Origin of the sequence: Methylobacterium sp. SD274 (genome assembly GCF_017355285.1) — a bacterium.
Classification (GTDB): domain Bacteria; phylum Pseudomonadota; class Alphaproteobacteria; order Rhizobiales; family Beijerinckiaceae; genus Methylobacterium.
This window is the reverse complement of the sequence record NZ_JADIJP010000022.1, coordinates 55,839-82,037: the sequence shown is the minus strand read 5'-3', so window position 1 is coordinate 82,037 and position 26,199 is coordinate 55,839. Positions and strand designations below refer to the sequence as shown.

Sequence of the window (26,199 nt, the reverse complement as noted above, 5' to 3'; positions counted from 1 at the left end):
TCCGCCGCTCTGCTCGGAGCGATCGGGATGTCCCTCAGCCCGGCGGGAACTCGCCGGCCGGCGAGCGTCCGGGGTATTTCGCGGCTCTGGGCTGTCGCACCGGGGCGGACATGGCCCGCAGGGAGGCGGCGTTGGCCGCCGCATCTTCCGGAGACAGGTCACCGCGGGTGACCTCTTCCGCCTCCGCGATCTTGCCCCGTAATCCGAGGACCAGAGCGAGGTTCTGGCGCACGCGTGCATCCGCGCGCGGCTGGGCCACGGCGACGCGCATCACTGCCTCGGCCTGGTCGAGCTGCTTTGCCAGCGCGAAGGACAGTCCGAGATTGGAGAGGACGGTGGGGTCGTTGGGCTGGATCTTGAGGGCGGCCTCATAGAAGCCTTGCGCGCGGGCATGGTCGCCCATCTGGTCGGCCACCGCGCCCTGTGCGGACAGGACACGCCAATCCGGCCGCGCCGGGGTATGGGCGTTCTGGAGCACTTCGGCGGCTTCGGTGAAGCGCCCGACCTCCCCCAGGACCTTTCCGTAGGCGGCCAGAACGGCCGAATTCTTCGGGTTGCGCAGAGCCGTCTGCTGAAGCACCGCCACGGCTTGGGGCTTCTGGTTCGTGGCCCGGAGTGCCTGCGCATAGCGCAGGGCGAGGCCGACATCGTTCTGGTCGGCATTGTATTTCTGACCGAGCGCGTCGACGTCGCCCAGACTCACGACGTTGCGGTCCGGCGCCCGTCCGAAGTTCTTGAGGGAGAAGCCGCCGATGGAGCCCGTGGTTTCCGGAGAGCGCGACTGGCAGGCGCTCGCCAGAAGGCCGAGCAGCGCCACGCCGGCCAGGCGTAGCGGCAACCGCATGGGAGTCGGCGAACCTGGATGAGGCTGGTCTGAACGCAACGACACCATGACGTGCTCCGCACGAGCCTGCCGGTCGACGCTTCACGCCACCGGTGGCGCAGTGATAGACCGTTAACCCTAATCGCCGGTTAACCCGACTTTAGGGCTTCAGCGGATCAGCCGGCCGCGCCACGCAACGCCCCCGAGAATCCATCCTGTCCCATCTCAGCGCCGACGATCCCTCCGCCCTACCGATCTGCTGCCTCCGGAGCGACGAGTGGAGCGGCTTCGAAGCGGAGCTCGGCCCGAGGCACAGGGCCTTCGCCAAAGCGACCGACTTCCTGCCGAAAGCCGGGCGGGTGGCGCTTCTTCCCGCCGAGGATGGGACGATCGAACGGATCCTGTTCGGCCTCGGCGACGGGGCCGATCCCTTCCTCGCTGGCAAACTGCCCTCGCTGTTGCCGCCCGGAACCTACCGTCTCGAACCGAGGGCTTCCCTCGACATGCAGGCCGCCTCCCTGGCCTGGCTGCTCGGAAGCTATCGCTTCGCGCGCTACCGCAAGCCGATGCCGAAGGGACCGCTCCTCGTCTCGCCGGAAGGCGTCGATGCGGCCGAGATCCATCGGATCTCCCAGGCCGTCGCCCTCGGGCGCGACCTCGTCAACACTCCCGCCAACGATCTCGGCCCCGGAGAAATCGAAGCCGTCGCCAGGGCCCTGGCGGAGGAACATTCCGCACTGATCTCGGTGACCGAGGGGTCGGATCTCGCTCGCGAATTTCCCCTGGTCCACGCGGTCGGCGCGGCCTCGCCCCGCGCGCCCCGCCTCATCGACATGAGTTGGGGGGATGAGGACGCGCCGAAAGTCACCCTCGTCGGCAAGGGCGTCGTGTTCGATACGGGCGGCCTCGACATCAAGCCGTCGAGCGGCATGCTGCTGATGAAGAAGGATATGGGCGGCTCGGCGGCCGCCCTCGCCGCCGCCGCGATGATCATGGGGGCCGGTCTGAACCTGCGGCTGCGCCTCATCATTCCGACGGTAGAGAACGCCATCGCGGGCAACGCCTTCAGGCCGGGCGACGTGTTCAGGAGCCGTGCCGGGCTGACGGTGGAGATCGGCAACACCGATGCCGAGGGGCGCCTGATCCTCGCCGACGCCCTCGCTTTGGCCGATGAGGACAAGCCCGATCTCCTCATCGATTTCGCGACCCTCACCGGAGCGGCGCGGGTCGCCCTAGGGCCCGATCTCCCGGCCTTCTTCACGGAGGATGACGCACTGGCCACGGCCGTGTCGAAGGCGGGTGACGAGGCCGTCGACCCGGTCTGGCGGCTGCCGCTTCACAAGCCCTACGCGAGCCTGCTCGATTCCAAGGTGGCTGATCTGAACAACGTGTCCGGCGGACCCTTCGCAGGCGCGATCACCGCGGCTCTGTTCCTGCGGCGGTTCGCGCCGGCGACGCGGGCGCATGTGCATTTCGACCTGTACGGCTGGAATCCCTCGACGAAACCCGGCCGGCCGGAAGGAGGCGAGGTCCAGACCGCCCGCCTCGTCTATACCCTTCTGAAGGAGCACTATCCGGCCCGTTAGCGGGCGCCTTCAGGCCGCGAGTTGTGCCTTCTCGGCAATGTAGGCGACGCGCACCACGTCCTTGCCATAGGTCCGCTCCAGGCGGCGCACGGTGAAATGTGCGCGCGCCATCGCCTGGAAATGGTTCATGAAGGCGGTGTTCACGGCAGCACCGCCGACGGCGCCGAGGATCGGCACCGCTTGCGCGGCGACCTTCTGCGAGACCACCAGCCCGAACCGCGCGGCGATCTGCGTGGAGAACCGGATCAGGGCCGGAGCCGCCTCGTCGAGAAGGGCGCGATTGCCGGCATAGCGCGCCGCTTCCGACATGGTCTTGGCCAAAGCCGCGCGCACCGCGAAATATCCGCTTTCCGTCAACGCCGTCTCGGCGCCGCTGCGTCCGCCGAGCGCGAAGACCTGGACGCAGGCCAGCGCGTTCTCCGGGTCCGACAGGTCTTCGCCCTCTTCGCGAGCGATCTCCGCGATGGAGCGCAGCATCAAGGTCGTCGAGACCGGCAGTTCCAGCGGCAGCGTCGCGATGCCGAACGCGCCGCCGACCGCGCCGGACAGGGCCGCCATCGCCTTGTGCCCGAAATCCCCGGTGGGCAGGAAGCGCGCGAAACGCTCGCCCGCCGTGGAGGCTGCTGGGGTGGGGAGGTCGTCGACCACCGCGGAGCCGGTCGCTCCGGCGGCCGCTGCCGGGACGATCGTCTTCTCCGCCTCGGGCAGGGTCGCGAGGGCCACGCGCAGGGCCGTGCGCATCGCCCCCTCGGTGGCGCGCGAGACCGCTTCCGTCACGGGAGCCGGAAGGCTGCGGCTGATCATGTCGAGGGGCGCACCGGCCACCGAGGACAGCCGCGCGGCGAGGCCCGGCGTCTCCAAGGTGCGGACGGCTCCGACGAGGGCCGCACGGTCGGCATCACTGAGGTTCGAACCGGTGGAGGTCTCCGCCGGGGTGGAGCGGGTATCGTCGACGAGGGAGATGTTGCTCACGACTAGGGTCTCATCCGTGTTTCGGGTGCCGGCGCGCCGGGCCGATCGCCGGAAGCAAGCGTGAGGCCCGCAGAATGGTTCCCGCTCACGGTCTCGGTGTCGCCCGAGGCCGCGGTCTCGGCGGCGGCGCGGGCCGCGCTGCGCTCGCCGGCGCGTCCGACGAAGAAGCACAGGATCACCACCGGAATGCCCACGGCCGCGGTGAAGGCGAAGAAGACGGGATAGCCGTAGCTGGCGACGATGAAGCCCGACGTGCCGGCCACGAGCTTGCCTGGAAGCGCGTAGAGCGACGAGAACAGCGCGTATTGCGTCGCCGCGAAGCCCGGTGCCGTCAGGCTCGACATGTAGGCGATGAGCGCCATTCCGGCGAAGGAACCGCAGAAATTGTCGATGGAGATCGCCGCCGTCAGCCGCCACACTTCAGGCCCGCCATAGGAGAGCCAGGAAAAGGACAGGTTCGACGCCGCCCCGAGGAACGCCCCGATGACGAGGGTGGGGAACAGGCCGAGCCGGGTCATCGCCCAGCCCCCGACGAAGGCGCCGGCAATGCCGACCCAGATGCCGTAGAGCTTCGACACCGCGCCGATCTCGGTGAGGGTGAAGCCGATCTGCCGATAGAGCGGGCTCGCCATGACGCCGGAGATGAAATCCGGCATGCGATAGAACGCGACCAGGATGAGGATCGCCCACAGGCTCGGGCCGAGGCGGGTATGGAGTTCGGTCAGGGGTTCGAGCACCGCGCCACGGAAGGACCAGACCTTCGCCGGTGCACCATCGGGCCGTGCCGGTTTGGCCTCCGGATCCTCGTCATGCTGTCTGTCGAAGGCGGGGGCCAGGAGAGCGGCGATCATGCCCACACCCATGAGCGCGGCCATGCTGAAATAGGCGACCGACCATCCCGCCCAGTCGGCGATGAACAAGGCCCCCGCCCCGGCGCACATCAGCGCCAGGCGGTAGCCCAGGTTCGAGGTCGCCGCCATGACGCCCTGCAGATCGGTGCCGGCGGCATCGATGCGCCATCCGTCGATGACGACGTCCTGGGTTGCGGCGCAGATCGCCACGAGGAAAGCGCCGAGGCCGAGGAGGACGAGGCTGCTCGCCGGGTTGGCCGTGGCCATGAGCGAGAGCGCGAGGGCGACGGCGACCTGCGTCGCGATCATCCACGAGCGCCTGCGGCCGATGCGTGCGCTGAGGACCGGCACGTCGAAACGGTCGATGAGCGGTGCCCAGAGGAATTTCAGGGTGTAGGGGAGCGCCAGATAGCTGAAGAGGCCGATCGCCTTGATGTCCACGTCCGAATAGGCGAGCCGCGTCGAGAACGTGCCGAGCACGAGCAGCAGCGGCAGGCCGGACGAGAAGCCGAGGGCCAGCATCAGGATGATGCGGGGATCTTCAAAGATATCCCGCATGGCGAGCTTGGAGCGCGCCTTCCCCGCTACCGCTGCACTTTGAGCCATTCGTGGAACTCCTGAAGGCTTATGACCCTTGAAGGTCGGCTGCCATGCTCGTCGGTGGGTGGATCGTCCGGTGGGTTGCCACGATGCGTCGCGGCGACAACGGCCCCGTGTGACAGGGATGAAGAATGGTCACCAGGAACTTAAAGAGTGCATGGTCTTTGTAGGTAGCTATTGGCTTGCAATGGGACATATTTCGACCTGACGAGTCGAAGTGACGGGGCAGATCGGCCTCGATTTATCTCTTGGGGCGGTCGGGTCGGTCAGTACCGTCGAAGTGCTGTCATCGTTCGAGCGGCGGCGTAGGCGTGATGTCAGGATGATGGACAGCAGCAACAACCCGGTTTCGGCCGAACTCCGTCCGGTGGGTAATGCCCTCATGGATGCCAAGATGTTCGCCATGGCCTTCGCTGCCAGTCCCACGCCCATGGTGGTGACCGACCCCCGCCTCGCCGACAACCCCATCGTCTGGGTCAACGACGCCTTTCTGAATCTCACCGGTTATACCCGGCAGGAGTTGCAGGGCCATAATTGTCGGATGCTCCAGGGACCCGATACCGACCCTCGGGCGATCGATCGCATTCGGGAGGCCGTGCGCCGGCAGGTTCCAGTCGAAGTGGAGCTTCAGAACTACCGCAAGGACGGAACCTCCTTCTGGAACGCCATGACGATCACGCCGGTCCGCAACGATGCGGAAGAGCTCGTCTATTTCTACGCCGCCCAGGCCGACATGACCGAGAAACACGTGCTCGAACTCGCCATGAAGGGGACGAACGACGAACTCGAGCGGCAGGTCAACGAACAGACCGCAGACCTGAGGGCCGCCCTGGACGAGAAGACCGCGCTGCTTCACGAGGTCGATCACCGGGTCAAGAACAACCTGCAGGTCATCTCCTCCCTGGTCTTGCTGAAGGCGCGGCGAACCCCCCAGGGCGAGGCGCGGGACGCCCTTCAGGGAATGGCGGAGCGGATTGGGGCGCTCTCCATGGTCCATCGCATGCTCTATTCGGCCGGAGACGTCACGCGGTTCAACCTGGAAGAGTTCGCCGACGACTTCCTGTCCGACCTCACCGCCAGCATCGATCCGGCGCGCACCGCGGTCACGGCCGAGATCGATCCGATCTCATTGCCGGCCGCCATCGCGGCGCCTCTGGCGCTCATGCTCCACGAACTCGCTACGAACGCCGTGCGCCACGCCTTCCCAAACGACCGGGAGGGGCGCGTCTCCATCTCCGCCCGCCAATGCGAGACCGGCTTGCGTCTCCTGATCGAGGATGACGGTGTCGGTCGGACGGCGGGCGTGTCGAACCCAGCCGGGTTCGGCTGTTCCCTGGTCGAGATGGTGGTGAAACAGTTGCGCGGCGTCATCACCTGGCACGAGCCCGGAACGGGGACGCGCGTCGAGATCGTCATTCCGTTGCAGCACGAGATCAGGAAGCCGACCGCAGCCCCACCGCGCGAAGCCGCGATGGGACAGGCAGGGTGAGCCACGTACCCGGATTGCGCATTCTCGTCGTCGAGGACGAGGCGCTCATCGCCCTCGAACTCGAATGTCTGCTCGACGACCTCGGCTATGTCACGGTCGGCGTGGCGGGAAGCTCCTCCGAGGCCATCGAGCTCGGACGTACCACGGTGCCCGATATCGCCCTGGTGGACATTCACCTCATCGACGGTCCGACAGGCATCGATGTGGCGAGGACGCTCAGTTCGGACCCGCGCACGAGCGTCGTGTTCATGACCGCCAACGACAAACGCATTCCGGCGGATTTCGCCGGGGCTTTGGGAGTCATCGCCAAGCCCTATTCCGAGCGCGCCGTCGCCGGCGCGTTGCGTTACGTGGCCGCGCTACGGGCCGGCGGCCAGCCTGAAGCGGACGGGCTGGATGGGTTCCGGCTCGCCACCCATGGTGCACCGGGCCACGAGTTGTAGCCGCCTCGGCCGCCGCCGGGACCGAAGGCTCGATCCGTTTCCGGTCTCGTCGTCACGCTTCGCGCGCCGCCTTCTTCAGGCGGTAGAGAACCTCCAGCGCCTCCCTCGGCGTCAATGCGTCGGGATCGATCCCATCGAGTTCCCGACGCAAAGGGTCTTCGCGCGTCGGAACCTGCACTTCCGGCATGGGCGGCGGCGCGAGGCTGGCGAAGAGAGGCAGATCGTCGATGCGGGGACGGGTCGGACGGTCGCGCTCGGCTTTCTCGAGGTTCTTCAGGATAGAGCCGGCCCGGGCGATGACCCCGGCGGGCAGGCCGGCGAGACGGGCGACCTGCAGACCGTAGGACCGCTCGGCCACGCCCGGCACGACTTCATGCAGGAACACCACTTCGCCCTTGTGCTCGGCGACCTTGAGCGTAGCGTTGTCGAGCCGCGTGAGACGCTGACTCAGGGCCGTGAGTTCGTGGAAATGGGTCGCGAACAGCGCGCGGCACCCGTTCTGCTCATGCAGGTATTCGAGGCAGGCCCAGGCGATGGAGAGGCCGTCGAAGGTCGCCGTGCCTCGGCCGATCTCGTCGAGGATGACGAGGGAATGCCGGCTCGCCTGGTTCAGGATCGCGGCCGTCTCCACCATCTCGACCATGAAGGTCGATTGCCCGCGCGCGAGGTCGTCGGCGGCCCCGACCCGCGAGAACAGCCGGTCCACCACGCCGAGATGCACGCGGGTCGCCGGCACGAAGGCGCCCATCTGGGCGAGGACGGCGATGAGGGCGTTCTGGCGCAGGAAGGTCGACTTGCCGCCCATATTCGGCCCGGTGATGAGGCGGATGCGCCCGCGCCCTTCGCCGGAAAGGTCGCAATCGTTGGCGATGAACGGCTCGCCGGATCGCCGCAGGGCCGATTCCACCACCGGATGTCGGCCGCCCTCGACGACGAAGCTGAAACTGTCGTCGACGAAGGGCCTGCGCCAATCCCGCTCCACAGCCAGTTCGGCATGGGAGGCGGTGACGTCGAGGCTGGCCAGGGCGTCGGCGATGGCGGCGACGGTCTCGGCCTGGGCCATGATCCGAGCGGCCAGTGCATCGAAGACCTCTGTCTCGAGGGCGAGAGCGCGGTCGGCTGCTCCCGAGATGCGGCTTTCGAGATCGTTCAGTTCCACGCTCGAGAACCGCATGGCATCCACCATGGTCTGGCGGTGGATGAAGGTCTCGCGCATCAGGCCCTTGAGGCAGCTTTCGCCGACGGCCTGCGGCACCTCGATGTAGTAGCCGAGCATGTTGTTGTGCTTGATCCGCAGGGTGCGGCAGCCGGTCTCCTCGGCATAGCGCGCCTGCAGCCCGGCGATGACCTTGCGCGAATCCTGACCGAGAAGCCGGGCCTCGTCGATCTCGGCATCGTAGCCGGCGCGCACGAAGCCACCGTCGCGGCGGTTGAGGGGAAGGTCGTCGGCGAGCGCCGCGCGCAGATGCTCGACGAGATCGGCATCCACCGTGCCGAGGCGCTGGACGATGCCGGCGAGATCCTCCGGCAAGGCTTTCACCTCTCCGCAACGCTGTGAGATCGCCAGGGCCGCGTTGAGACCGTCGCGCAGGGCGGCGAGATCGCGCGGCCCCCCGCGCCCGAGGCCGAGCCGAGAGAGGGCGCGGGCGATGTCGGGCGCCCGCGCCAGGGCATCGCGCAGGCTCCGGCGAAGGGCGCCGTCTTCCACCAGGAACGACACTGCCTCGTGGCGGCGCATGATGGCCGAGAGGTCGGTGAGAGGGCCGGCGAGATGCTCGGCCAGCAGTCTCGCGCCGATGGCCGACACCGTGCGGTCGATGGCGTCGAGCAGGCTGCCGGTGCGCTCGCCCGAGAGGGTTCGGGTGAGTTCGAGATTGGCGCGTGTCGCCGCATCGATGGCCAGCGTCGCGCCGCTCGTCTCCCGCTTCGGCGGAGACAGAGCGGGCCGCGCGCCGATCTGCGTGCGCTCGATGTAAAGCAGGGCCGCTCCGGCGGCGGCGAGTTCGGCCCGCCCGAACTGCCCGAACCCGTCGAGGGTCGAGACGCCGAACTGTTCCTTGATCCGCCGCTCCGCCGAGGCGGGTTCGAGCTCCGCCTGCGCCAGGGGCGTGACCGGGGCTCTCACGTCGCGCCAGAGCGCGGACAGCGATGGGTCGGAATGGATCGCCTCGGATAGTACGATCTCGCGCGGATCGTGCCGGGCGATGGCTGCACCCAGCTCGCCTTCGGGAACCTCGCTCAAGGAGAACCGGCCGGTGGAGATATCGACGGCTGCGATGCCGTAGGCGTAGCCGGATTCCGAGAACTTGCGGCGGCCGAGAGCCAGGAGGATGCTCGCCCGTGACGGGTCGAGGAGACGGTCCTCGGTGATCGTACCGGGGGTGACCAGGCGCACCACCTCGCGCCGCACCACGGATTTCGGGCCGCGCTTCTTGGCCTCCGCCGGGTCCTCGGTCTGGGCACAGACCGCGACGCGATGGCCGAGGGCGATGAGGCGGCTGAGATAATCGTCGGAGCGCTCCACCGGCACACCGCACATCGGGATATCCGCCCCGCCATGCTTGCCGCGCTTGGTCAGGACGATGCCAAGGGCGCGCGATGCGATTTCCGCATCCTCGAAGAACAACTCATAGAAATCCCCCATCCGGTAGAACAGGAGGCAATCCGTATTGGCGGCCTTGATCTCGATATACTGCGCCATCATCGGCGTGGCGCCGGCGATGTCGAGGGGCGAGGCGCTCACGGTTTCTTCCGCCGTGGTATGGGTCTTCGGACTGGAGCGGACTGCACGCTGGGACATGCCCCATCATAGCAGAGCAGGCCGGACCGGATCAGCGCTCCCTTCCGCATCATCTGGGGAGAACCGTCGAGCGACGAAAAAAGGCCGATGCGTCTCCGCACCGGCCCCTCCGACGAAAATACCGCCGCTCGGCTTAGTAGCGCGGGCCGCCCGACGTGGTGCCCTTGCGCTGCATGTAGCCCGGCTGCTGCGGGTTGCGGGAGTTCGGATCACCGTGGCTGTAGGCGGCGGGGGCGCGGCGATGGCGCATGCCGTGACGATGATGGTGGTGGCGATGGCGCATGCCGCGATGGCTGGCGTAGCCCGGGTGATGACCGCGGGTGACGATTTCGGTGGTCAGTGCCTCACCGGCGATCACGGGAGCGCTCGGCATGGCCGGGGCAGCAGTGGCGGCGCCGAGGCCGAGAGCGCTGAAAAAGGTTCCTGCTGCAAGAGCAAGGGCAATCTTGGTCATCAAGTCCATCCGTTAGGATCGCGCCGCGCGCGTCGAGGCAATAAGTCGTTCGCCCGGACTCCGTTCCCATTCTTTTTTAACGCATGTTTGTCCACCGAAAGGCCGGTAAATGAGCCGGAACGAGGGGATGATTCCGGTATCCCGCACGTGATCGATCACGCCGCACCGAATCGGGGTTGCGCATCTCACCGCTTGCCCGCACCACCCCATCCGCGATGGCGACGAACCCCTTCTTCTCTGCTGCCCTCCCGATCGATGCGGCCCTGCCGCGCCTTCTCGCGGCGCTCGAAGCCGGTCCGTCGGCGGTGCTCGTGGCACCTCCCGGAGCCGGCAAGACCACTCGCGTCCCGCTGGCGCTTCTCGATGCGCCATGGCTCGGCGCCGAGGGCCGCATCATCCTCCTCGAACCACGGCGCCTGGCTGCCCGCGGCGCGGCCGAGCGCATGGCCGCCACCCTCGGCCAGCGCGTGGGCGAGACCGTGGGGCTGCGCGTCCGCCTCGGCTCGAAGATCTCGCGGGCGACGCGGATCGAGGTAGTCACGGAGGGGGTCTTCACCCGCATGATCCTCGACGACCCGGAATTGTCCGGCATCGGCGCGGTGATCTTCGACGAGTTCCACGAGCGCTCCCTCGACGCCGATCTCGGTCTCGCCCTCGCGCTCGACGCCCAGGGTGGTCTCCGCGACGACCTCCGCATTCTCGTCATGTCCGCCACCCTGGACGGTGCCCGGGTCTCGCGCCTGATGGGCGACGCGCGCATCGTCGAATCCGAGGGGCGGGCCTTTCCGGTGGAGACACGCCATACGGAGCGCGATCCGAACCGGCGGATCGAGGATGCGATGGCCGACGCCATCCTTCGCGCCCTGCGGGCCGATCCCGGCTCTGTCCTGGCCTTTCTGCCCGGACAAGGCGAGATCCGCCGCGTGGCGAGCCTTCTCGCCGAGCGGATCGACGAGAGTACCGAGATCGCGCCGCTCTACGGTGCCCTGCCCCCTGCCGAACAGGACCGCGCCGTGGCGCCCGCTCCGCCCGGAACCCGGAAGGTCGTGCTGGCGACCAGCATCGCCGAGACGTCGCTGACGATCGAGGGCGTCCGGATCGTGGTCGATTCCGGTCTGTCCCGCGTGCCGCTCTACGAGCCCGGCATCGGCCTGACCCGTCTCGTCACCGCCCGCGCCTCCCGCGCCTCGGTGGACCAGCGGCGCGGCCGCGCGGGGCGGACCGAGCCGGGGATCTGCTATCGACTGTGGTCGGAGGCGGCGACCAGCGCCCTCGAACCCTTCACGCGGCCGGAGATCCTGGCCGCCGACCTCTCCGGCCTTCTGCTCGACTGCGCCGCCTGGGGCGTCTCCGATCCCACAACCCTCTCGTTCCTCGATACCCCTCCCGCCCCTGCTCTGGCGGAAGCGCGCTCGATGCTGCGCGACCTCGCCGCCCTCGATGCCGATGGACGCCTCACCGAGATGGGACGGGCCTTGCGTGCCATCCCCCTCCCCCCGCGCTTGGCCCGGATGGTGGTCGCGGCGGCCGAATTCGGCCGGGCGCGGGAGGCTGCCGACCTCGCCGCGATCCTCGTGGAGCGCGGGCTCGGCGGCGACGATGCCGATCTCTCCATCCGGGCCGATCGGTTCGCCCGCGACCGCGGAACCCGTGCCTCCGACATGCGGCGTCTGGCGCGAGGCTGGGCCGAGCAGGCCGGGGGATTCGTTCGCGCAGTCAGGAACGTGGATGTCTTCGGGGCCGGGCCGCTCCTCGCCCTTGCCTATCCCGACCGCGTTGCCCGCTCGCGAGGCCGCGACGGCGAGTTCGTCATGGCGAACGGACGCGCCGGACGGCTCGATCCGGCCTCGGCGCTCGCACGCGAACCTTTCCTCGTGGTGGCCGATATCTCCGGGACGGCGGCTGCCGGGCGCATCCTCGCCGCCGCCGCGATCACGCTGGAGGAGATCGAGACGCTGTTCGCGGAGCGGATCGAATCGGTCACCCAGGTCGTGTTCGATAAGGGAGCCCGGTCCCTGCGGGCACGCGCCTCCCGCCGTCTCGGCGCGGCAACCCTCGGCGAGCGGATCCTGCCGGTGAAACCGGATGCCTCCTCGGCCGCGATCCTGGCGCGGGGCATCGTCGGGCTCGGCCTCGACAATCTGCCCTGGACGCCCGCCCTGGCTCAGTGGCGGTCCCGGTTGGCGTTTCTTCGCGCTGCCGAGGGCGAGACCTGGCCCGATCTCTCGGATGAGGCATTAGGCGCGTCGGTGGAAGACTGGCTCGCGTCGGAAATCGAGGGCCGTGTGAGTCTGGACTCCATCACGGCAGACGATCTCGGCCGCGCGCTCGGCACGCTCCTCCCCTGGGAGATGCGTCATCGCCTCGATACAGAGGCCCCGACCCATTTCGAGGTGCCGACGGGATCGCGCATCCCCATCGACTACGATGCCGAGGGCGGGCCGGTCCTGGCCGTCCGGGTGCAGGAATTGTTCGGCCTCGACCGCCATCCCGCCATCGCGGGCGGTCGTGTGCCCTTGGTCCTCCACCTGTTGTCACCGGCTTCGCGTCCGATCCAGATCACCAAGGATCTGCCCGGCTTCTGGCGCGGCTCCTGGGCAGCCGTGCGCGCGGAGATGCGCGGACGCTACCCGCGCCATCCCTGGCCGGACGACCCGCTGACCGAGCCGCCGACCCGGCGGGTGAAGCCGAGGGGGACATGATGACGGGCTTTTCTCGATGACGGGCTTTCCTTGGCCTGCGGCGCATTTCGATCCGCGAGGCCGCCTGTCCCGCCGAGCCTATCACCGTCAATTGATCGGCACGCTGCTGCTTGTCGTCGTGTCGGGCAGCATTGCCATCCTGGTCGCTTCGATGGATGCGCGGTCCGCGGCGCTGATCGTGGTGGGAGCAGGCCTCATCGGGGCCGGGGCTTTCGTGACGGTCGCCACGGTCCGGCGTCTGCACGACCGGGGGCGGACCGGATGGTGGCTGCTCCCCAACGCCTTCGTGACCGTCGCGGGTTTTGCACCGATCGAGACTCTCGCCGACGCCTATCCGGTGGCGGTGATCGTCGCCACCCTGACGATGACCGGGTTCAATCTCTGGTTCCTCATCGAGACCGTGGGGCTGGCGGGCATGGCGGGCCCGAACCGTTACGGGCTCGAGCCGGAGCACTGAGCCTCGTCAATGCACCCGCGCACGGTCCACCACCGCGCGCGCCGCCTCGAAGGCTTCGTCCGCATCGAGATCGGTGGTGTCGAGAAGAACGGCGTCGGGAGCGGCTTTGAGAGGGGCTGTCGAGCGTTGTGCGTCGCGTGCATCGCGGGCGACGATGTCGGACAGGATCGCCCCGAGGCTCGCCGGCTCTCCCCTGCGGAGGAGTTCGAGATGACGGCGGCGCGCGCGCTCCTCGGCGGCGGCGGTGATGAACAGCTTCACCTGCGCCTGCGGGCAGACCACGGTGCCGATATCGCGCCCGTCGAGGACGGCGCCGCTGGCGCCGCCGGCAAAGCGCTGCTGCCAGGCGAGCAAAGCCGCGCGCACGGCCGGGATCGACGAGATGCGGGAGGCCGCGTCTCCCATTGCCCGCTCCCGGAGGCGCGGATCCGCGAGGCGGTCGGCGATCAGCGTCGCGGCGGCCCGAGCCGCGGCGGCATGGTCGTCGAGGTTGCGCCCGGCATCGATCACGCTGAGGGCCACGGCCCGGTAGAGCAGACCCGTATCGAGATGCGGCAGGCCGTAATGCGCGGCGAGGCGCTTGGCCAGGGTTCCCTTGCCCGAGGCGGCGGGTCCATCGATCGCGATGACCATCGGCATGGGACCTACTCCGCGATGCGGCCGCCGAGCGCCCGCATCGTCGGCAGGAAGCTCGGGAAACTGGTGGCGATCATGGCACCGTCATCGACGGTCACGGGTTGCTTCGTCGCGAGGCCCATCACCAGGAAGGCCATGGCGATGCGGTGGTCGAGATGGGTGGCGACGGTGCCGCCGCCGCGCGCGGCGGAGCCGTCGCCCTCGACGATGAGATCCTCACCCTCGATCCGGTAGGTCACGCCGTTCTCGCGCAAACCATCCGCCACGGCGGCGAGGCGGTCGGATTCCTTCACCGTCAGCTCGTGCAGCCCGTTCATCCGGGTGACGCCCTCGGCGAAGGCGGCGGCGACGGCGAGAACGGGATATTCGTCGATCATCGCCGGGGCGCGCTCGGCCGGCACGTCGACGCCCTTGAGCCGGCTGGCGCGGACATGGAGATCGGCCACGGTCTCGCCGCCCTCGTCGCGCTCGTTACGACGCTCGATATCGGCGCCCATCTCCAGCAGCGTGGTGATGAGGCCGATGCGCAGGGGGTTCATCATCACGCCCTCGATCGTCACCTCCGAGCCGGGGACGATGAGCGCCGCCACCAGCGGGAAGGCCGCGGAGGACGGATCGGCCGGCACGATCACGTCGGTGCCGCGCAGGATCGGCTGGCCCGTGAGGGCGATGGAGCGGCCGTGGCCGCCGGGGCCGTGCGGGCTCACCGCGACCTCGGCGCCGAACAGGCGAAGCATGCGCTCGCTATGGTCCCTGGTCGCCGCCGCCTCGATCACCGTCGTGGTTCCGGGCGCGTTCAGGCCGGCGAGGAGCACCGCCGATTTGATCTGCGCCGAGGCGACCGGGGTCTCGTAGGTGATCGGAATGGCTTCCTTCGGCCCGCGAAGCGTCAACGGCACGCGGCCGCCCTCCTCTTCGCTCAGCACCTGGGTGCCCATGCGGATCAGCGGATCGAGGATGCGGCGCATGGGGCGCTTGCGCAGGGATGCGTCGCCGTCGAAGGTCGCGGTGACGTCCTGCCCGCCGACGACGCCCATCATCAGGCGCGAGCCTGTGCCGGCATTGCCGAAGTCGAGCACGCCGGCCGGGTCCATCATCCCGCCGATGCCGACGCCTCGCACCGCCCAGCTGCCCTGCCCGAGGCGGTCGATGCCCGCACCGAGGGCTCTGGCGGCGTCGGCCGTGCGCAGCACGTCGTCACCTTCGAGCAATCCCTCGATACGGGTCTCGCCGATGCTAAGGAGACCAAGGATCATCGCCCGGTGGGAGATCGACTTATCCCCCGGAGGCCGCAGCGCGCCGCGCAAGGGCGCGCCGGCGGAAGCGGTCAGGGGCTGCGGTTCGGAGTGATGCGACACGGGATCGACAACTTTTCGGCTTCTGGCGCGGTCGCGCCGTCAGGGGCCGGCCTTGCAGCCGGCGAACATCGTAGCGCCGGTTACCACGCAGGCGGGGCGGCGTCATCCGACCCGGAGAGGCCTCCGGGCGGTTGAATTCGGATAAACCGGAGGCCCAGGTAGTCGGGGTGTCCTGACGAGAGTATTTGACAGGACGGTTTCACCCGACTAACGGGGCGCCTCTCCCAAAACCCTATCAGAGGTTCGCCCGTGGCCAGACCGGAACTCGGCTTGAAGCGTCAATGCATGAGCTGCGGCGCGAAATTCTACGATCTCGACAAAGATCCGGCGACCTGCCCGAAATGCGGGACGATCTATCAGGCCGCCGCCACGTCGCGCATGGCCGCTCCCGCGCTCGCCTCCCGCTCCGCAGCCGTGCCGGCTGACGACGACGAGGATACGGATGCCGAGAAGGGCGGTCCCGAGATCGTCTCCCTCGACGAGGTCGAGGCCGCCGAGGACGAGGCGGATACCACGACCGGCGACGACGATGCCGATTCGACAGATGCCGACGACACCTTCCTCGAGGAGGAAGATACCGGCGACGACGACGTGGCCGACCTCATCGACGGCGATATCGAGAACGACGAGGAAAGCTGAGGCCCGACCTCGGCACCCTTTGCGTCCCCGAGAGCGATCGCAGCAAAATCCTATGCCGCGTAAAATTCTCGGCGGTGAATGCGAATAGGGGCTTGAGTCCGGGCAAGCGCCCGAATATAGAACCGCCTCCGCCGGACGCCGCAAGGCAGGTTGGCGGAACGACCACCGCGAGACATTTTGCGGTGGTCCCAGAAGTGGGGCCTTAGCTCAGCTGGGAGAGCGCTTCCATGGCATGGAAGAGGTCATCGGTTCGATCCCGTTAGGCTCCACCATTTCTTTTCGTCCGAGTCGTCGATGTTGTCGCGAGATGCGGCCTTCGACGAGCCGGAAAACAGCAGATCTCGGTGGTGTTCACCGATGATGACGACGATCGTGAGACGATGTCACGATTGTTCCGGAATGTGGGGCCTTAGCTCAGCTGGGAGAGCGCTTCCATGGCATGGAAGAGGTCATCGGTTCGATCCCGTTAGGCTCCACCATTCGCTTCCTTCGATAGTCCGGCCTCATGCGCCGCGAGCGTACGAAGTACGACATCCCTCAAGCTCATCTGGGATATCGGCATACCGGCCGCGCCGTGTAGGACGACGCGCCCGGCAGGGAAGATACGTCCGTTCAGGCGATGTGGAAATCGAGATTGGTGAGCGCGATCGGCTGATCCAGGACGGCGAAGGTCACCGCCAGGGCGCTGCCGTTGCCATCCTTGTCGTAGGACACGGTCCCGGTGGTCCGGTCGTAGAGGATGCGGTCGTCGGCATTCACCGCGCCGGTGGACAGGTCCTTGAACGCGGCGGCGGTCAATGTCCCGATGGGCAGTGCCGGCACGATCGTCCGCGCGATCTCGATCGTATCGGCGGTTGCGAAATCCGTGATGTGGTCGAGATTGGCCGCGGTGAAGGCGGTGCTGAAACGGAACGTGTCGCTTCCCGCCCCTCCGGTCAGGATATCCTTACCCAGCATTCCGTCGAGGCGGTCGCCGCCGGCATTGCCCACGAGCGTGTTCGCCACCTTGCTACCGGTCATCGTGTCGGCGAAGACCGATCCGGAAACCGATTCGATCGAGATCAGGCTATCGCTGCCGCCATAGGTGTCGGTGGCCGTGCCGGCACCGAGATCCACGACCGCGCCGTGGGTCGCCCCGGCGAGATCGTCGTTCCGGAAATCGATCGTGTCGAGCCCGGCTCCGCCATCCAGGACGTCGTTGCCGCCTTGCGCCGTGAAGCGGTTCGCCAGCCCGTCGCCGGTCAGACGGTCGGCGGAAGCCGTGCCCACGACTGCCTCGATCCCCGATAGCGTATCGGTATTGCCGAAACCGTCCGTCGCCGTGCCGGTGGCGAGGTTCACGACGACACCCCTGGTGCCGCCATTATCCACGTCCCGGTCGTAGCGGATTTCGTCGAGCCCCCTACCGCCGGCGATCGTGTCGTTACCCCCAAGTCCGTAGAAGCCTTCGTAGGCGGCACTCGCCGTATTGCCGCCCGTCAGTATGTCCGCGAACTGCGTGCCTCGCACGACCTCGATGCTGATGAGCGTATCGCGATAGCCGAACCCATCCGTCGCGATGCCCTTGGCGAGATCGACCGTGACGCCCTGGGCTCCGCCGAAACTCGCATCCCTGTCGTAGCGGACCGCATCGTTGCCGCCGCCGCCGTCGAGGGTGTCTCCGCCGCCGAGGCCGATCAGGCTATCAAAGCTCCGGTCGTTCGAATCGTTACCGTGTAGGGAGTCGGCGTATTGCGTGCCGCGCACGCCTTCGATGTTGCGGAGCGTGTCGGTCGCTCCGAACCCGTCGGTGGCTTTTCCCGCGGCGAGGTCCACGATGACCCCACGCGTGCCACCGAAATTGACGTCCTTGTCGTAGCGTACCTCGTCGTAGCCCGAGCCGCCATCGATGACGTCATCCCCGCCGAGACCGAGGAAGAAGTTGTTCGGACCGACGGGATCGGTGTCCCCTCCCGAAAGCCGGTCGGCAAAGGCGGTGCCCCGCACCGATTCGATGTTGCGCAGCGTATCGACGGTTCCGAACCCGTCGATGGCCTTGCCGGTCGTGAGGTTGACGGTGACGCCCTTCGTGCCGCCGAACCCGGCGTCCCGATCGTACCGAACCTCGTCGAAGCCGCTGCGGCCATCGATGATGTCGTTGCCGGCGAGCCCGTAGAAATACTCTCCCGCGCTGTCGAGGGCTTTATTGCCTCCCGTGAACCGGTCGGCGAGCCGCGATCCCATCGTCGCCTCGATGCCGATCAGCGTATCGGTATTGCCGAACCCGTCGGTGGCCTTGCCGGTGGCGAAATTGACGATGACGCCCTTGATGCCCTTGGCCTCGTAATCATCCATGTAATTGGCGATGTCGAAACCCGCCCCACCGTCGATCACGTCGTTCCCGTCCCGACCCGAGATGATATCATCGCCGGATAGACCGTTGATCGTGTCACTTCGCCCGAGCGGGTTGCGGTAGACGTCGAAGTTTTGAGTCAGGTTCACCACCGCCATTTGAGTCTCTCTGGGTTGATAAAAATTTGAGTTATGGATTCGTGTCACTATGCGGATATAAACTGTTATCAAACGATGAGATCAAATTCAGTTAAATAAAACGTGGATCGGCGCCTCTGGCGATTTCTGTCGATCCGTGGTGTTCGCAGGTCACGGGCCTCACGGTCATCGGCGCGGGCGGGATGTGACGATCCCACATCGAGGCGCTTCCCGCCCTGAGTAGCAGGCCTTCCCTTCCACCCCGCCAAGGATGCCGAGACGCTGATGAGTTCCTGCGCGCCCGCTTTCCCAGCGGGGACAGGTGCCCGATCATGGCGTGTGTCGGTTTCGGCCGCATGATAGGTCGAAGCCATGACCCTTCCCGCCGGACCGCATGCCCCCCTCGCCTCCTGCTCTACGGAAACGGCCGAGGCGCTGATCGAGACCCTGAGCGCGCGGCTCCTTGGCGGCGACAGTGCGACATCCGTGCTGGAAGGCTGGTGCCGGGAGCGTCGGCTCGCCTCAAGCGCCCATCTGGTGGCGACGCGGGTCGTGGGTCCCGAACGACAGCCGAGCCCTGTGCAGGGTCAAAGGCTCGACCTCTCCGACGGGGAGGTGGTCCGGTACCGGCACGTCCGGCTGAGCTGGGGAGGCCATGTTCTCTCCCAGGCCGAGAACTGGTACGTCCCGGCTCGTCTGACGAGAGAGATGAATCTGCTCCTCGACGAGACCGAGATTCCCTTCGGCCGGGTGGTCCACACCCTGTTCCCCAGACGGCGAAACCTGCGACTGCTTCGATTATGGCCCCAGGATGCAGGTGTTCCCGGCCCGTCCGATCAGGTCTTTGCCATCGAGGCGATCCTGTCGGATCGATCCGGACGCCCGATCTGCGAAGTCAGCGAGACCTATACGGGCGCCATCCTGGCAATCGGCGACGCCTAGCCGCTCACTCGTCGAGGCGGGATTCCGGGTCGAGCTTCGACAGTTTCAGGAGGTTCTGGCCGTAGGCGGTCTTGGCGAAGAGTTCGCCGCGCGCGATCAACTGCGCCTTGTCGATGAAGCCCTGGAGATAGGCGATCTCCTCCAGGCACGCGACCTGGAGGCCCTGCCGGTTCTGCAGCGTGCGCACGAACTCGCCCGCTTCCAGCAGGCTGTCATGCGTCCCCGTATCGAGCCAGGCATAGCCGCGCGACATGCGCTGCACATGGAGTTCGCCGAGGTCGAGATAGGCCTGGTTGACCGAAGTGATCTCCAATTCGCCGCGAGCCGAGGGCTTCACGGCGGCGGCGATGTCGAGCACGCGATTGTCGTAGAAGTAGAGGCCGGTCACCGCCCAGGGGCTTTCCGGCACCGATGGCTTCTCCACGATGCGCAGCGGCCGCCCCTCGCGGTCGAGGGTGACCACGCCGTAAGCTTCCGGGTGATCCACGTGATAGGCGAAGATCGTCGCGCCGGTCTCGCGTTCACGCGCCTGTTTCAGCATGGCGCTCATGCCCGAGCCGAAGAACAGATTATCCCCCAGAACGAGGGCGACATCGTCCGAGCCGACAAAGTCGCGACCGATGGTGAAGGCCTGGGCGAGGCCTTCCGGACGGGGCTGGACCGCGTAGCTGAAGGAGAGGCCGAACTGTTCGCCGGTGCCGAACAGGCGTTCGTAATTGCCGAGATGCTCGGGGCTCGAAATGATGAGGATCTCGCGGATGCCGGCGAGCATCAGCACCGAGACCGGATAATAGATCATCGGCTTGTCGTAGACGGGCAGAAGCTGCTTGTTGATCGACAAGGTCGCCGGATGGAGCCGCGTGCCGGACCCGCCGGCGAGAACGATGCCCTTCATGACTGTGCCTCTGCTGAATGATGCGCGGGGCCGACAAGCCGGTCGAGAATGTCGTCCAGGGCGGCCTGCCAAGGGCGCGGAGTCAGCCCGTAGGCTTTCGTCAGGCTCTCCGTCGACAATTCCGAGTTGGCGGGCCGCCGCGCCGGCGTCGGATAGGCGCTCGTGGGGATGCCGTTGACCGGAACGTTCCGGCCCCCGCGCGCGACCGAACCGGCGACGATGGCTTGCGCGAAACCGTGCCAGGTGGTGGCACCTGCATTGGCGAAATGGTGCGTGCCCGTGGGCGCGTCGCTGTCGGCGGAAAGACGCAGGGCGATATCCGCGAGGGCGGCGGCGAGATCGGCGGCGGAGGTCGGGCAGCCGCGCTGGTCGTTCACGACGTTCAGCGCATCCCGCTCGGCGGCGAGCCGCAGCATCGTCTTCACGAAGTTGCCCCGGTGCGGGCTCACGACCCAGGCCGTGCGCAGGATCGCGTGACGCGGATTGGCGGTGCGGACCGCCATCTCCCCAGCGGCCTTGCTGGCGCCGTAGACGCTCGTCGGGCCGATCGGCGCGTCGGACGTGTAGGCGCCCGAACCGTTGCCGTCGAAGACGTAATCGGTGGAGACGTGGACGAGGGGGATGCCCCGCCGCGCCGTCTCGGCCGCCAGGATGGCGGGAGCCAGGGCGTTGAGGCGCCAAGCCTCCACCACCTCCGACTCGGCCTTGTCCACGGCCGTGTAGGCGGCGGCGTTCACCACCGCCCCGATCGGGCGCTCGGTAAAGATCCGCGCCACGGCCGCAGCGTCCGTGATGTCGAGTTCGGTACGGGTCGGGGCGACGAGGGTCACGCCCGCGCCCCAATGCCGGGAGGCCTGCAGTTCGGTGCCGACCTGGCCCGCCCCGCCGAGGATCAGGATATTCATCTCAGGCCTTCGCGGCAGGTGTGCCGAGGCCGAGGCGCTCGCCGGTATAGCGGCCCTCGCGGATCGGACGCCACCAGGCTTCGTTGTCGAGATACCAGCGTACGGTCTCCTCGAGCGCGTCCTCGAAGGATTTGGTGGGGGTCCAGCCGATTTCCCGCTCGGCCTTGCCAGGGTCGATGGCGTAGCGCCGGTCATGGCCCGGACGGTCGGCGACGAACGAGATCAGGCGCTCATGCGGGCCATGCTCGGGCCGCAGTCGGTCGAAGGCAGCGCAGAGAGCCTTCACCACCGCAAGGTTGTTGCGCACCGACCGGCCACCAAGAAGGTAGGTCTCCCCCAGCGACCCACGTTCCAGCACCGCGACGAGGCCGCGTGCGTGGTCCTCGACGTGGACCCAGTCGCGCTCGTTAAGCCCGTCGCCATAGACCGGCAGCGGACGGCCTTCGAGGGCGTTGAGGATCATCAGGGGGATCAGCTTCTCCGGGAAATGCCGGGGGCCGTAATTGTTCGAGCAGTTCGTGATCAGAACCGGCAGGCCGTAGGTCTCCCCCCAGGCCCGCGCCAGATGGTCGGAGGCGGCCTTGGAAGCCGAATAGGGCGAGCGCGGGTCGTAGCGGCTGTCCTCGGTGAAGAACCCGTCCGGCGGGAGCGAGCCGTAAACCTCGTCGGTGGAGACGTGGAGGAACCGGAATGCCGCCCTCGCCTCGCCGTCGAGGCTTTCCCAATAGGTGCGGGCGCCATCGAGCATCACCTGCGTGCCCACGACATTGGTGCGGATGAAGGCGCCCGGATCGGTGATCGAGCGGTCCACATGGCTCTCGGCGGCGAGATGCATCACCGCGTCGGGCCGGAACTCGGCGTAGAGGGCATGGACGGCGGCGGGATCACAGATGTCTCCCGTGACGAGCCGGTGACGCGGATTGCCGTCGAGGGACGCCAGCGAGATCGGGTTGGCCGCGTAGGTCAGTGCGTCGAGCGTCGCGACCTCACGGCCGAGATCCTCGACGAGGTGCAGGACCAGCGCCGATCCGATGAAGCCGCATCCGCCCGTGACCAGGATGCGTTGGGGTTTGGCCATGTCGACAAATCCTGGTGGTCGCGCATCAGCGGGCTCGTATCCTGTCGCTGAAGCTGCGGTCGCTGAAATTGTGGAAGGACCGCCGATCAGAAGACCGTGCCCAATTGGGCGAGGGACGGCGCCACCCGGTCCTTGTCGGACAGGATTGCTGCTTCCGCGCTGACCGGCCAGGAGATCGCCAGATCCGAATCGTTCCAGGCGAGATTCCGGTCATGCGCCCGGCTGTAATAGGACGACACCTTGTAGGCGACCATGGTGTCGGGTTCGAGGGTACAGAACCCGTGGGCGAACCCGACGGGAACGTAAAGCTGCTCCCCCTCGGCCGCGTCGAGCCGGACGGCGACATGCCGGCCATAGGTCTCGGACCCATGCCTCAGATCGACGGCGACATCGAGGATGGACCCGGAAAGCACGCGGACGAGCTTGGCCTGCCCTGCGGGTTCGAGCTGGAAATGCAGGCCGCGCACGGTTCCGGTCTGTGCCGAAAAGGATTGGTTGTCCTGCACGAAGGCGACGTCGATGCCGGCCTCGGCCAGGATGTCCGCCCGGAAGGTCTCCGAAAACCAGCCCCTGTCATCGCCGAAGCGGTTGGGCACGACCCGTTTCACCGCGGGAATTTCTGTCTCAATCACACGCATCGCTGGATACAACCCTCGCCAGACAGTGCCTGTAGGCGCGTGGACGGCTTTCCTGTCAAGGGATGCCCCAGCCCTCGATCGACTTGCTCCCCCCGTACCGGAGGGGTAACTCCCGCCTCCTTCAGAGCCGGGCCGATCCGACGGCCGCCGTGACCATTCGAGAGCAGAAAGGATCATCATGACGTCGAGGCAAGTCACCTCACGGCCCACCGCTGCGCTTTTGATGGTGCTGGCCATGACCGGGGCGGCCTTCGCCCAGAAGGGCATCGACCCGAGCGGGGTGTGGTTGACGGAGAACGGCGATTCGAAGGTGCGGATCGCGCGTTGCGGAAGCGGCTATTGCGGCACGCTCGTCAGCGTTCCCGGTCCGGGGCTGGATTCCAAGAACCCCGATGCGTCGCTGAAGTCCCGTAGCCTCATCGGGATCCAGATCATGAATGCGGGCACCCCGTCGGGCGACGGCTATGACGGCTCGCTCTACAACCCCAATGACGGCAAGACCTATTCGGGAAGTCTCACCGTGAAGGGGCCGAACGTCGTCGAGGTCGCCGGCTGCGTAATGAGCGTGTTCTGCAAGCGGCAGACCTGGAAACGCGTCAACTGACCGACAGCGCTTCGCGGATTGCGTCGATGGCGGCCTGGGCGCCCGATCCCTCCGGTCCGCCGGCCTGTGCCATGTCGCGGCGACCGCCGCCGCCCTTACCGCCCAGATGCCCGGCGCCCGCCCTGACGAGGGCGACCGCGTCGTAGCGGTCGGTGAGATCCGCGGTCACCCCGACCACGAGACCGGCTTTTCCATCGGCCGACAGCCCGACCAGAGCGACGATCCCGGAGCCGATACGGCTCTTGCCGGCATCCACCAGGCTCTTGAGATCGCGGGTCTCCACGCCTTCCACGACCTTGGCCATCACCTTGATGCCGGCGATTTCGGTGACGCCGTCATCGCCCCCCGACGTTCCGCCCATCGCCAGCTTCTTCTTGGCTTCGGACAATTCGCGTTCCAGGCGACGGCGATCCTCGATGAGGGCGCTCAGTCGCTCGGGTACGTCGGCGCTCTGGGACTTCAGCAGGCCTGCGATCTGGCTCAGGGTGCGGCTTTCCTCGGCGCGGTGACGCCGGGCCGTCCCCGCCGTCAGGGCTTCGATCCGGCGTACGCCGGCACCGACCGCGCTCTCGCCGAGCACGGTGATCTGGCCGATTTCGCCCGTACGGGCCGCATGGGTGCCGCCGCAAAGCTCGATGGAGAAGGCCGGAAGCCGGCCCGCTTCGGCGAGTTCACCCTGGTTGTCGACCGGACGCCCCATGGAGACGACGCGAACCTCGTCGCCGTATTTCTCGCCGAACAGCGCGCGGGCGCCGGAGGCGACGGCCTCGTCCTGGGCCATGAGCTTGGTCACTACCGGCGTGTTCTGCAACAGCACGGCGTTGGCGATGTCCTCGACGGCGCGAAGTTCGGCCTCGTCCAGCGGTTTGGGGTGGCTGAAATCGAAGCGCAGCCGCTCGGGGGAGACCAGGGAGCCCTTCTGGGCCACGTGGTCGCCAAGTACCTGACGCAACGCCTCGTGCAACAGATGCGTCGCCGAATGGTTGGCCCGGATGGCCGAGCGTCGGGCATGATCGACGGCAAGCTCGACCGGCTGGCCCATGGTGAGCCGACCTTCGTCCACGGTGACGTGGTGAACGAAAAGATCGCCGAGCTTTTTCTCCGTGGCGGTGACGTGTGCCTTGAGGCCGGTAGCAGAGAGAAGGCCGGTATCGCCGACCTGACCGCCGGATTCCGCGTAGAAGGGGGTCTGGTTGACAAGGACGAGGCCGGTCTCGCCCGCCGACAGGCCGTCGACCTCGCTGCCTTCACGCAGGATCGCGGTGACGATGCCTTCGGCGCTCTCGGTCTCGTAGCCCAGGAACTCGCTGGCGCCGACGCGCTCCTTGATGCCGTACCAGACGGTCTCGGTGGCGGATTCCCCGGAGCCGGTCCAGGCCGCTCGTGCCGCTTGGCGCTGGCGCTCCATCGCTTGGCCGAACGCCTCCGTGTCCACGCCGATGCCGCGCGCCTTCAAGGCGTCCTGCGTCAGGTCGAGAGGGAAGCCGTAGGTGTCGTAGAGGGTGAAGGCGGTCTCACCGGACAGGTTCTGGCCCTGAACCAGCGAACGGCTTTCCGAATCGAGGATGGCGAGGCCACGCTCGAGGGTACGGCGGAAGCGAGTTTCCTCAAGGCGGAGGGTTTCCGAGATCAGGCTCTCGGCGCGGGTGAGTTCGGGATAGGCCTGACCCATCTCGCGGACCAGGGTGGGGACCAGGCGGAACATCACCGGCTCGCGGGAGCCGAGGAGTTCGAGGTGGCGCATGGCCCGGCGCATGATGCGGCGCAGGACGTAGCCGCGGCCCTCGTTCGACGGCAGCACACCGTCGGCGATGAGGAACGAGACCGAGCGCAGGTGATCGGCGATGACGCGGTAGGACGCGACGTTTCCTGCCTCGGGGGGACGGCCGACGGCGTGGCTCACCGAGTCGATCAGTGCCTTGAACAGGTCGGTGTCGTAATTGCTGGTGACGCCCTGGAGGATCGCCGCCATGCGCTCCAGCCCCATGCCGGTATCGATGGAGGGGCGTGGCAGAGCGAGGCGGTTGCCCGGCTCGATCTGCTCGTACTGCATGAAGACGAGGTTCCAGAATTCGAGGAACCGGTCGCCATCCTCGTCCGGCGAACCGGGAGGACCGCCCTGCAATCCGGGGCCCTGATCGATGAAGATCTCCGAACAGGGACCGCATGGGCCGGTATCGCCCATCTGCCAGAAATTGTCCGAGGTGCCGATGCGGATGATCCGGTCGTCGGAGAAGCCGGCGATCTTGCGCCAGAGCCCGGCCGCGTCCTCGTCATCCGCGTAGACGGTGACGAGGAGCCGGTCCTTCGACAGGCCGAACTCCTTCGTGATCAGGCTCCAGGCCAGTTCGATCGCCTGCGGCTTGAAATAATCGCCGAAGGAGAAATTGCCGAGCATCTCGAAGAAGGTGTGGTGGCGCGCGGTATAGCCGACATTGTCGAGGTCGTTGTGCTTGCCGCCGGCACGGACGCATTTCTGCGCCGTGGTGGCACGGTTGTAAGGCCGCTTCTCGACGCCGGTGAAGACGTTCTTGAACTGCACCATCCCCGCATTGGTGAACATCAAGGTCGGGTCGTTACGGGGAACGAGGGACGACGACGGCACCACGGCGTGTTCCGCCTTGGCGAAATAGTCGAGGAAGGCCGACCGGATCTCGTTGACGCCGCTCATCGTGAAATGACTCTGTCGTGCGCTTGGGGCGGTCGAGACGACAACCCGAGGCTTCTTCGTGGCTTGCGCCCTCATAAGGAGGCCGGACCGTCGAGTCACGCCCGCTCCGCGATCGTGCGTTCCTGTTTCTTAACGCTGCACCCTTCGAACGCTCGACGGCGCTCGTCTCTGGACTTGGCGATCGACC

At 67.3% G+C, this 26,199-nt stretch carries 21 protein-coding genes and 2 tRNA genes; 10 read left to right on the top strand and 13 right to left on the bottom strand.

What is annotated here, in order from left to right; translation table 11 throughout:
- Window positions 1-34: 34 nt before the first annotated feature.
- Complete coding sequence (locus IPV08_RS17970; protein ID WP_207412872.1) at window positions 35-844, bottom strand: tetratricopeptide repeat protein; 810 nt, start codon at window positions 842-844, stop codon at window positions 35-37.
- A gap of 233 nt (window positions 845-1,077) precedes the next feature.
- On the opposite strand from IPV08_RS17970, the gene IPV08_RS17965 reads away from it, so the two are divergent.
- Window positions 1,078-2,409: a leucyl aminopeptidase family protein gene (locus tag IPV08_RS17965; RefSeq protein ID WP_348646151.1), complete on the top strand. Its 1,332-nt coding sequence runs from the start codon at window positions 1,078-1,080 to the stop codon at window positions 2,407-2,409.
- A gap of 9 nt (window positions 2,410-2,418) precedes the next feature.
- Here IPV08_RS17965 and IPV08_RS17960 read toward each other — a convergent pair whose 3' ends face one another.
- Window positions 2,419-3,381, bottom strand: a complete 963-nt coding sequence (locus tag IPV08_RS17960) for an EcsC family protein (RefSeq protein WP_207412871.1) — start codon at window positions 3,379-3,381, stop codon at window positions 2,419-2,421.
- Window positions 3,382-3,383: 2 nt separating this feature from the next.
- Window positions 3,384-4,838, bottom strand: coding sequence for an AmpG family muropeptide MFS transporter (locus IPV08_RS17955; protein WP_207412870.1), 1,455 nt, complete (start codon window positions 4,836-4,838; stop codon window positions 3,384-3,386).
- Window positions 4,839-5,214: 376 nt separating this feature from the next.
- On the opposite strand from IPV08_RS17955, the gene IPV08_RS17950 reads away from it, so the two are divergent.
- The gene (locus IPV08_RS17950; RefSeq protein WP_246748018.1) at window positions 5,215-6,321 is read left to right on the top strand and encodes a PAS domain-containing protein; all 1,107 of its coding nucleotides are present in this window, start codon (window positions 5,215-5,217) and stop codon (window positions 6,319-6,321) included.
- Complete coding sequence (locus IPV08_RS17945) at window positions 6,318-6,764, top strand: response regulator (protein WP_207412868.1); 447 nt, start codon at window positions 6,318-6,320, stop codon at window positions 6,762-6,764. The genes IPV08_RS17950 and IPV08_RS17945 overlap by 4 nt, the downstream gene beginning before the upstream one ends.
- Before the next feature lie 52 nt (window positions 6,765-6,816).
- Here IPV08_RS17945 and mutS read toward each other — a convergent pair whose 3' ends face one another.
- Window positions 6,817-9,564: a DNA mismatch repair protein MutS gene (gene mutS / locus IPV08_RS17940; RefSeq protein ID WP_207412867.1), complete on the bottom strand. Its 2,748-nt coding sequence runs from the start codon at window positions 9,562-9,564 to the stop codon at window positions 6,817-6,819.
- A 133-nt stretch (window positions 9,565-9,697) separates the two neighbouring features.
- Window positions 9,698-10,018 carry a hypothetical protein gene (locus IPV08_RS17935; protein ID WP_056433123.1) on the bottom strand — a complete coding sequence of 107 codons (321 nt, stop codon included), beginning with the start codon at window positions 10,016-10,018 and terminating at the stop codon, window positions 9,698-9,700.
- Window positions 10,019-10,233: 215 nt separating this feature from the next.
- Here IPV08_RS17935 and hrpB point away from each other — a divergent pair, with 215 nt between their 5' ends.
- Both hrpB and IPV08_RS17925 read left to right on the top strand, forming a co-directional pair.
- On the top strand, window positions 10,234-12,720 hold the full coding sequence (gene hrpB, locus IPV08_RS17930) for an ATP-dependent helicase HrpB (protein ID WP_207412882.1): 2,487 nt from the start codon (window positions 10,234-10,236) through the stop codon (window positions 12,718-12,720).
- Window positions 12,721-12,736: 16 nt separating this feature from the next.
- Window positions 12,737-13,177, top strand: coding sequence for a DUF805 domain-containing protein (locus tag IPV08_RS17925; protein WP_207412866.1), 441 nt, complete (start codon window positions 12,737-12,739; stop codon window positions 13,175-13,177).
- 6 nt (window positions 13,178-13,183) lie between these two features.
- Here the strand turns inward: IPV08_RS17925 and cmk are convergent, their stop codons facing one another.
- Both cmk and aroA read right to left on the bottom strand, forming a co-directional pair.
- Window positions 13,184-13,816, bottom strand: coding sequence for a (d)CMP kinase (gene cmk / locus IPV08_RS17920; RefSeq protein ID WP_207412865.1), 633 nt, complete (start codon window positions 13,814-13,816; stop codon window positions 13,184-13,186).
- Between the two features lie 5 nt (window positions 13,817-13,821).
- Window positions 13,822-15,171, bottom strand: coding sequence for a 3-phosphoshikimate 1-carboxyvinyltransferase (aroA, locus tag IPV08_RS17915; RefSeq protein WP_207412864.1), 1,350 nt, complete (start codon window positions 15,169-15,171; stop codon window positions 13,822-13,824).
- A gap of 249 nt (window positions 15,172-15,420) precedes the next feature.
- On the opposite strand from aroA, the gene IPV08_RS17910 reads away from it, so the two are divergent.
- The 3 genes from IPV08_RS17910 to IPV08_RS17900 all read left to right on the top strand — a co-directional run bounded on the left by IPV08_RS17910 (window position 15,421) and on the right by IPV08_RS17900 (window position 16,289).
- Window positions 15,421-15,810 (top strand): TIGR02300 family protein, encoded by a 390-nt coding sequence (locus IPV08_RS17910; RefSeq protein ID WP_082470039.1) that lies wholly within the window; start codon window positions 15,421-15,423, stop codon window positions 15,808-15,810.
- A gap of 196 nt (window positions 15,811-16,006) precedes the next feature.
- Window positions 16,007-16,082 (top strand) — tRNA-Ala (locus tag IPV08_RS17905).
- A gap of 131 nt (window positions 16,083-16,213) precedes the next feature.
- Window positions 16,214-16,289, top strand: a tRNA-Ala gene (locus tag IPV08_RS17900).
- Window positions 16,290-16,422: 133 nt separating this feature from the next.
- Here IPV08_RS17900 and IPV08_RS17895 read toward each other — a convergent pair.
- Entirely contained in the window at window positions 16,423-18,300 is a 1,878-nt protein-coding gene (locus IPV08_RS17895) for a calcium-binding protein (protein WP_207412863.1), read from the bottom strand.
- Between the two features lie 351 nt (window positions 18,301-18,651).
- Here IPV08_RS17895 and IPV08_RS17890 point away from each other — a divergent pair, with 351 nt between their 5' ends.
- A complete protein-coding gene (locus IPV08_RS17890; protein WP_207412862.1) occupies window positions 18,652-19,221 on the top strand; it encodes a hypothetical protein in 570 nt (189 codons plus the stop codon).
- Between the two features lie 4 nt (window positions 19,222-19,225).
- Here the strand turns inward: IPV08_RS17890 and rfbA are convergent, their stop codons facing one another.
- The 4 genes from rfbA to rfbC all read right to left on the bottom strand — a co-directional run bounded on the left by rfbA (window position 19,226) and on the right by rfbC (window position 22,737).
- A complete protein-coding gene (gene rfbA, locus IPV08_RS17885; protein WP_056432662.1) occupies window positions 19,226-20,116 on the bottom strand; it encodes a glucose-1-phosphate thymidylyltransferase RfbA in 891 nt (296 codons plus the stop codon).
- Window positions 20,113-21,021, bottom strand: a complete 909-nt coding sequence (gene rfbD / locus IPV08_RS17880; RefSeq protein WP_207412861.1) for a dTDP-4-dehydrorhamnose reductase — start codon at window positions 21,019-21,021, stop codon at window positions 20,113-20,115. The genes rfbA and rfbD overlap by 4 nt, the downstream gene beginning before the upstream one ends.
- 1 nt (window position 21,022) lies before the next feature.
- Window positions 21,023-22,099 (bottom strand): dTDP-glucose 4,6-dehydratase, encoded by a 1,077-nt coding sequence (gene rfbB / locus IPV08_RS17875; protein ID WP_207412860.1) that lies wholly within the window; start codon window positions 22,097-22,099, stop codon window positions 21,023-21,025.
- Between the two features lie 86 nt (window positions 22,100-22,185).
- On the bottom strand, window positions 22,186-22,737 hold the full coding sequence (rfbC, locus tag IPV08_RS17870; protein WP_207412859.1) for a dTDP-4-dehydrorhamnose 3,5-epimerase: 552 nt from the start codon (window positions 22,735-22,737) through the stop codon (window positions 22,186-22,188).
- Between the two features lie 178 nt (window positions 22,738-22,915).
- Here rfbC and IPV08_RS17865 point away from each other — a divergent pair, with 178 nt between their 5' ends.
- Window positions 22,916-23,341, top strand: a complete 426-nt coding sequence (locus tag IPV08_RS17865; protein WP_207412858.1) for a DUF2147 domain-containing protein — start codon at window positions 22,916-22,918, stop codon at window positions 23,339-23,341.
- Here IPV08_RS17865 and alaS read toward each other — a convergent pair.
- Window positions 23,334-26,012: an alanine--tRNA ligase gene (alaS, locus tag IPV08_RS17860; RefSeq protein ID WP_207412857.1), complete on the bottom strand. Its 2,679-nt coding sequence runs from the start codon at window positions 26,010-26,012 to the stop codon at window positions 23,334-23,336. The two genes, IPV08_RS17865 and alaS, sit on opposite strands and share 8 nt — an antisense overlap.
- Window positions 26,013-26,199: the final 187 nt, after the last annotated feature.

Excerpts from the sequence above, each read along its gene's own strand:
- IPV08_RS17970 (WP_207412872.1), bottom strand. The coding sequence starts at position 844 with ATGCGGTTGCCGCTACGCCTGGCCGGCGTGGCGCTGCTCGGCCTTCTG.
- IPV08_RS17955 (WP_207412870.1), bottom strand. The coding sequence starts at position 4,838 with ATGGCTCAAAGTGCAGCGGTAGCGGGGAAGGCGCGCTCCAAGCTCGCC.
- IPV08_RS17950 (WP_246748018.1), top strand. The coding sequence starts at position 5,215 with ATGGATGCCAAGATGTTCGCCATGGCCTTCGCTGCCAGTCCCACGCCC.
- mutS (WP_207412867.1), bottom strand. The coding sequence starts at position 9,564 with ATGTCCCAGCGTGCAGTCCGCTCCAGTCCGAAGACCCATACCACGGCG.
- IPV08_RS17935 (WP_056433123.1), bottom strand. The coding sequence starts at position 10,018 with ATGACCAAGATTGCCCTTGCTCTTGCAGCAGGAACCTTTTTCAGCGCT.
- hrpB (WP_207412882.1), top strand. The coding sequence starts at position 10,234 with ATGGCGACGAACCCCTTCTTCTCTGCTGCCCTCCCGATCGATGCGGCC.
- IPV08_RS17925 (WP_207412866.1), top strand. The coding sequence starts at position 12,737 with ATGACGGGCTTTCCTTGGCCTGCGGCGCATTTCGATCCGCGAGGCCGC.
- cmk (WP_207412865.1), bottom strand. The coding sequence starts at position 13,816 with ATGCCGATGGTCATCGCGATCGATGGACCCGCCGCCTCGGGCAAGGGA.
- IPV08_RS17895 (WP_207412863.1), bottom strand. The coding sequence starts at position 18,300 with ATGGCGGTGGTGAACCTGACTCAAAACTTCGACGTCTACCGCAACCCG.
- IPV08_RS17890 (WP_207412862.1), top strand. The coding sequence starts at position 18,652 with ATGACCCTTCCCGCCGGACCGCATGCCCCCCTCGCCTCCTGCTCTACG.
- rfbA (WP_056432662.1), bottom strand. The coding sequence starts at position 20,116 with ATGAAGGGCATCGTTCTCGCCGGCGGGTCCGGCACGCGGCTCCATCCG.
- rfbD (WP_207412861.1), bottom strand. The coding sequence starts at position 21,021 with ATGAATATCCTGATCCTCGGCGGGGCGGGCCAGGTCGGCACCGAACTG.
- rfbB (WP_207412860.1), bottom strand. The coding sequence starts at position 22,099 with ATGGCCAAACCCCAACGCATCCTGGTCACGGGCGGATGCGGCTTCATC.
- rfbC (WP_207412859.1), bottom strand. The coding sequence starts at position 22,737 with ATGCGTGTGATTGAGACAGAAATTCCCGCGGTGAAACGGGTCGTGCCC.
- IPV08_RS17865 (WP_207412858.1), top strand. The coding sequence starts at position 22,916 with ATGACGTCGAGGCAAGTCACCTCACGGCCCACCGCTGCGCTTTTGATG.
- alaS (WP_207412857.1), bottom strand. The coding sequence starts at position 26,012 with ATGAGCGGCGTCAACGAGATCCGGTCGGCCTTCCTCGACTATTTCGCC.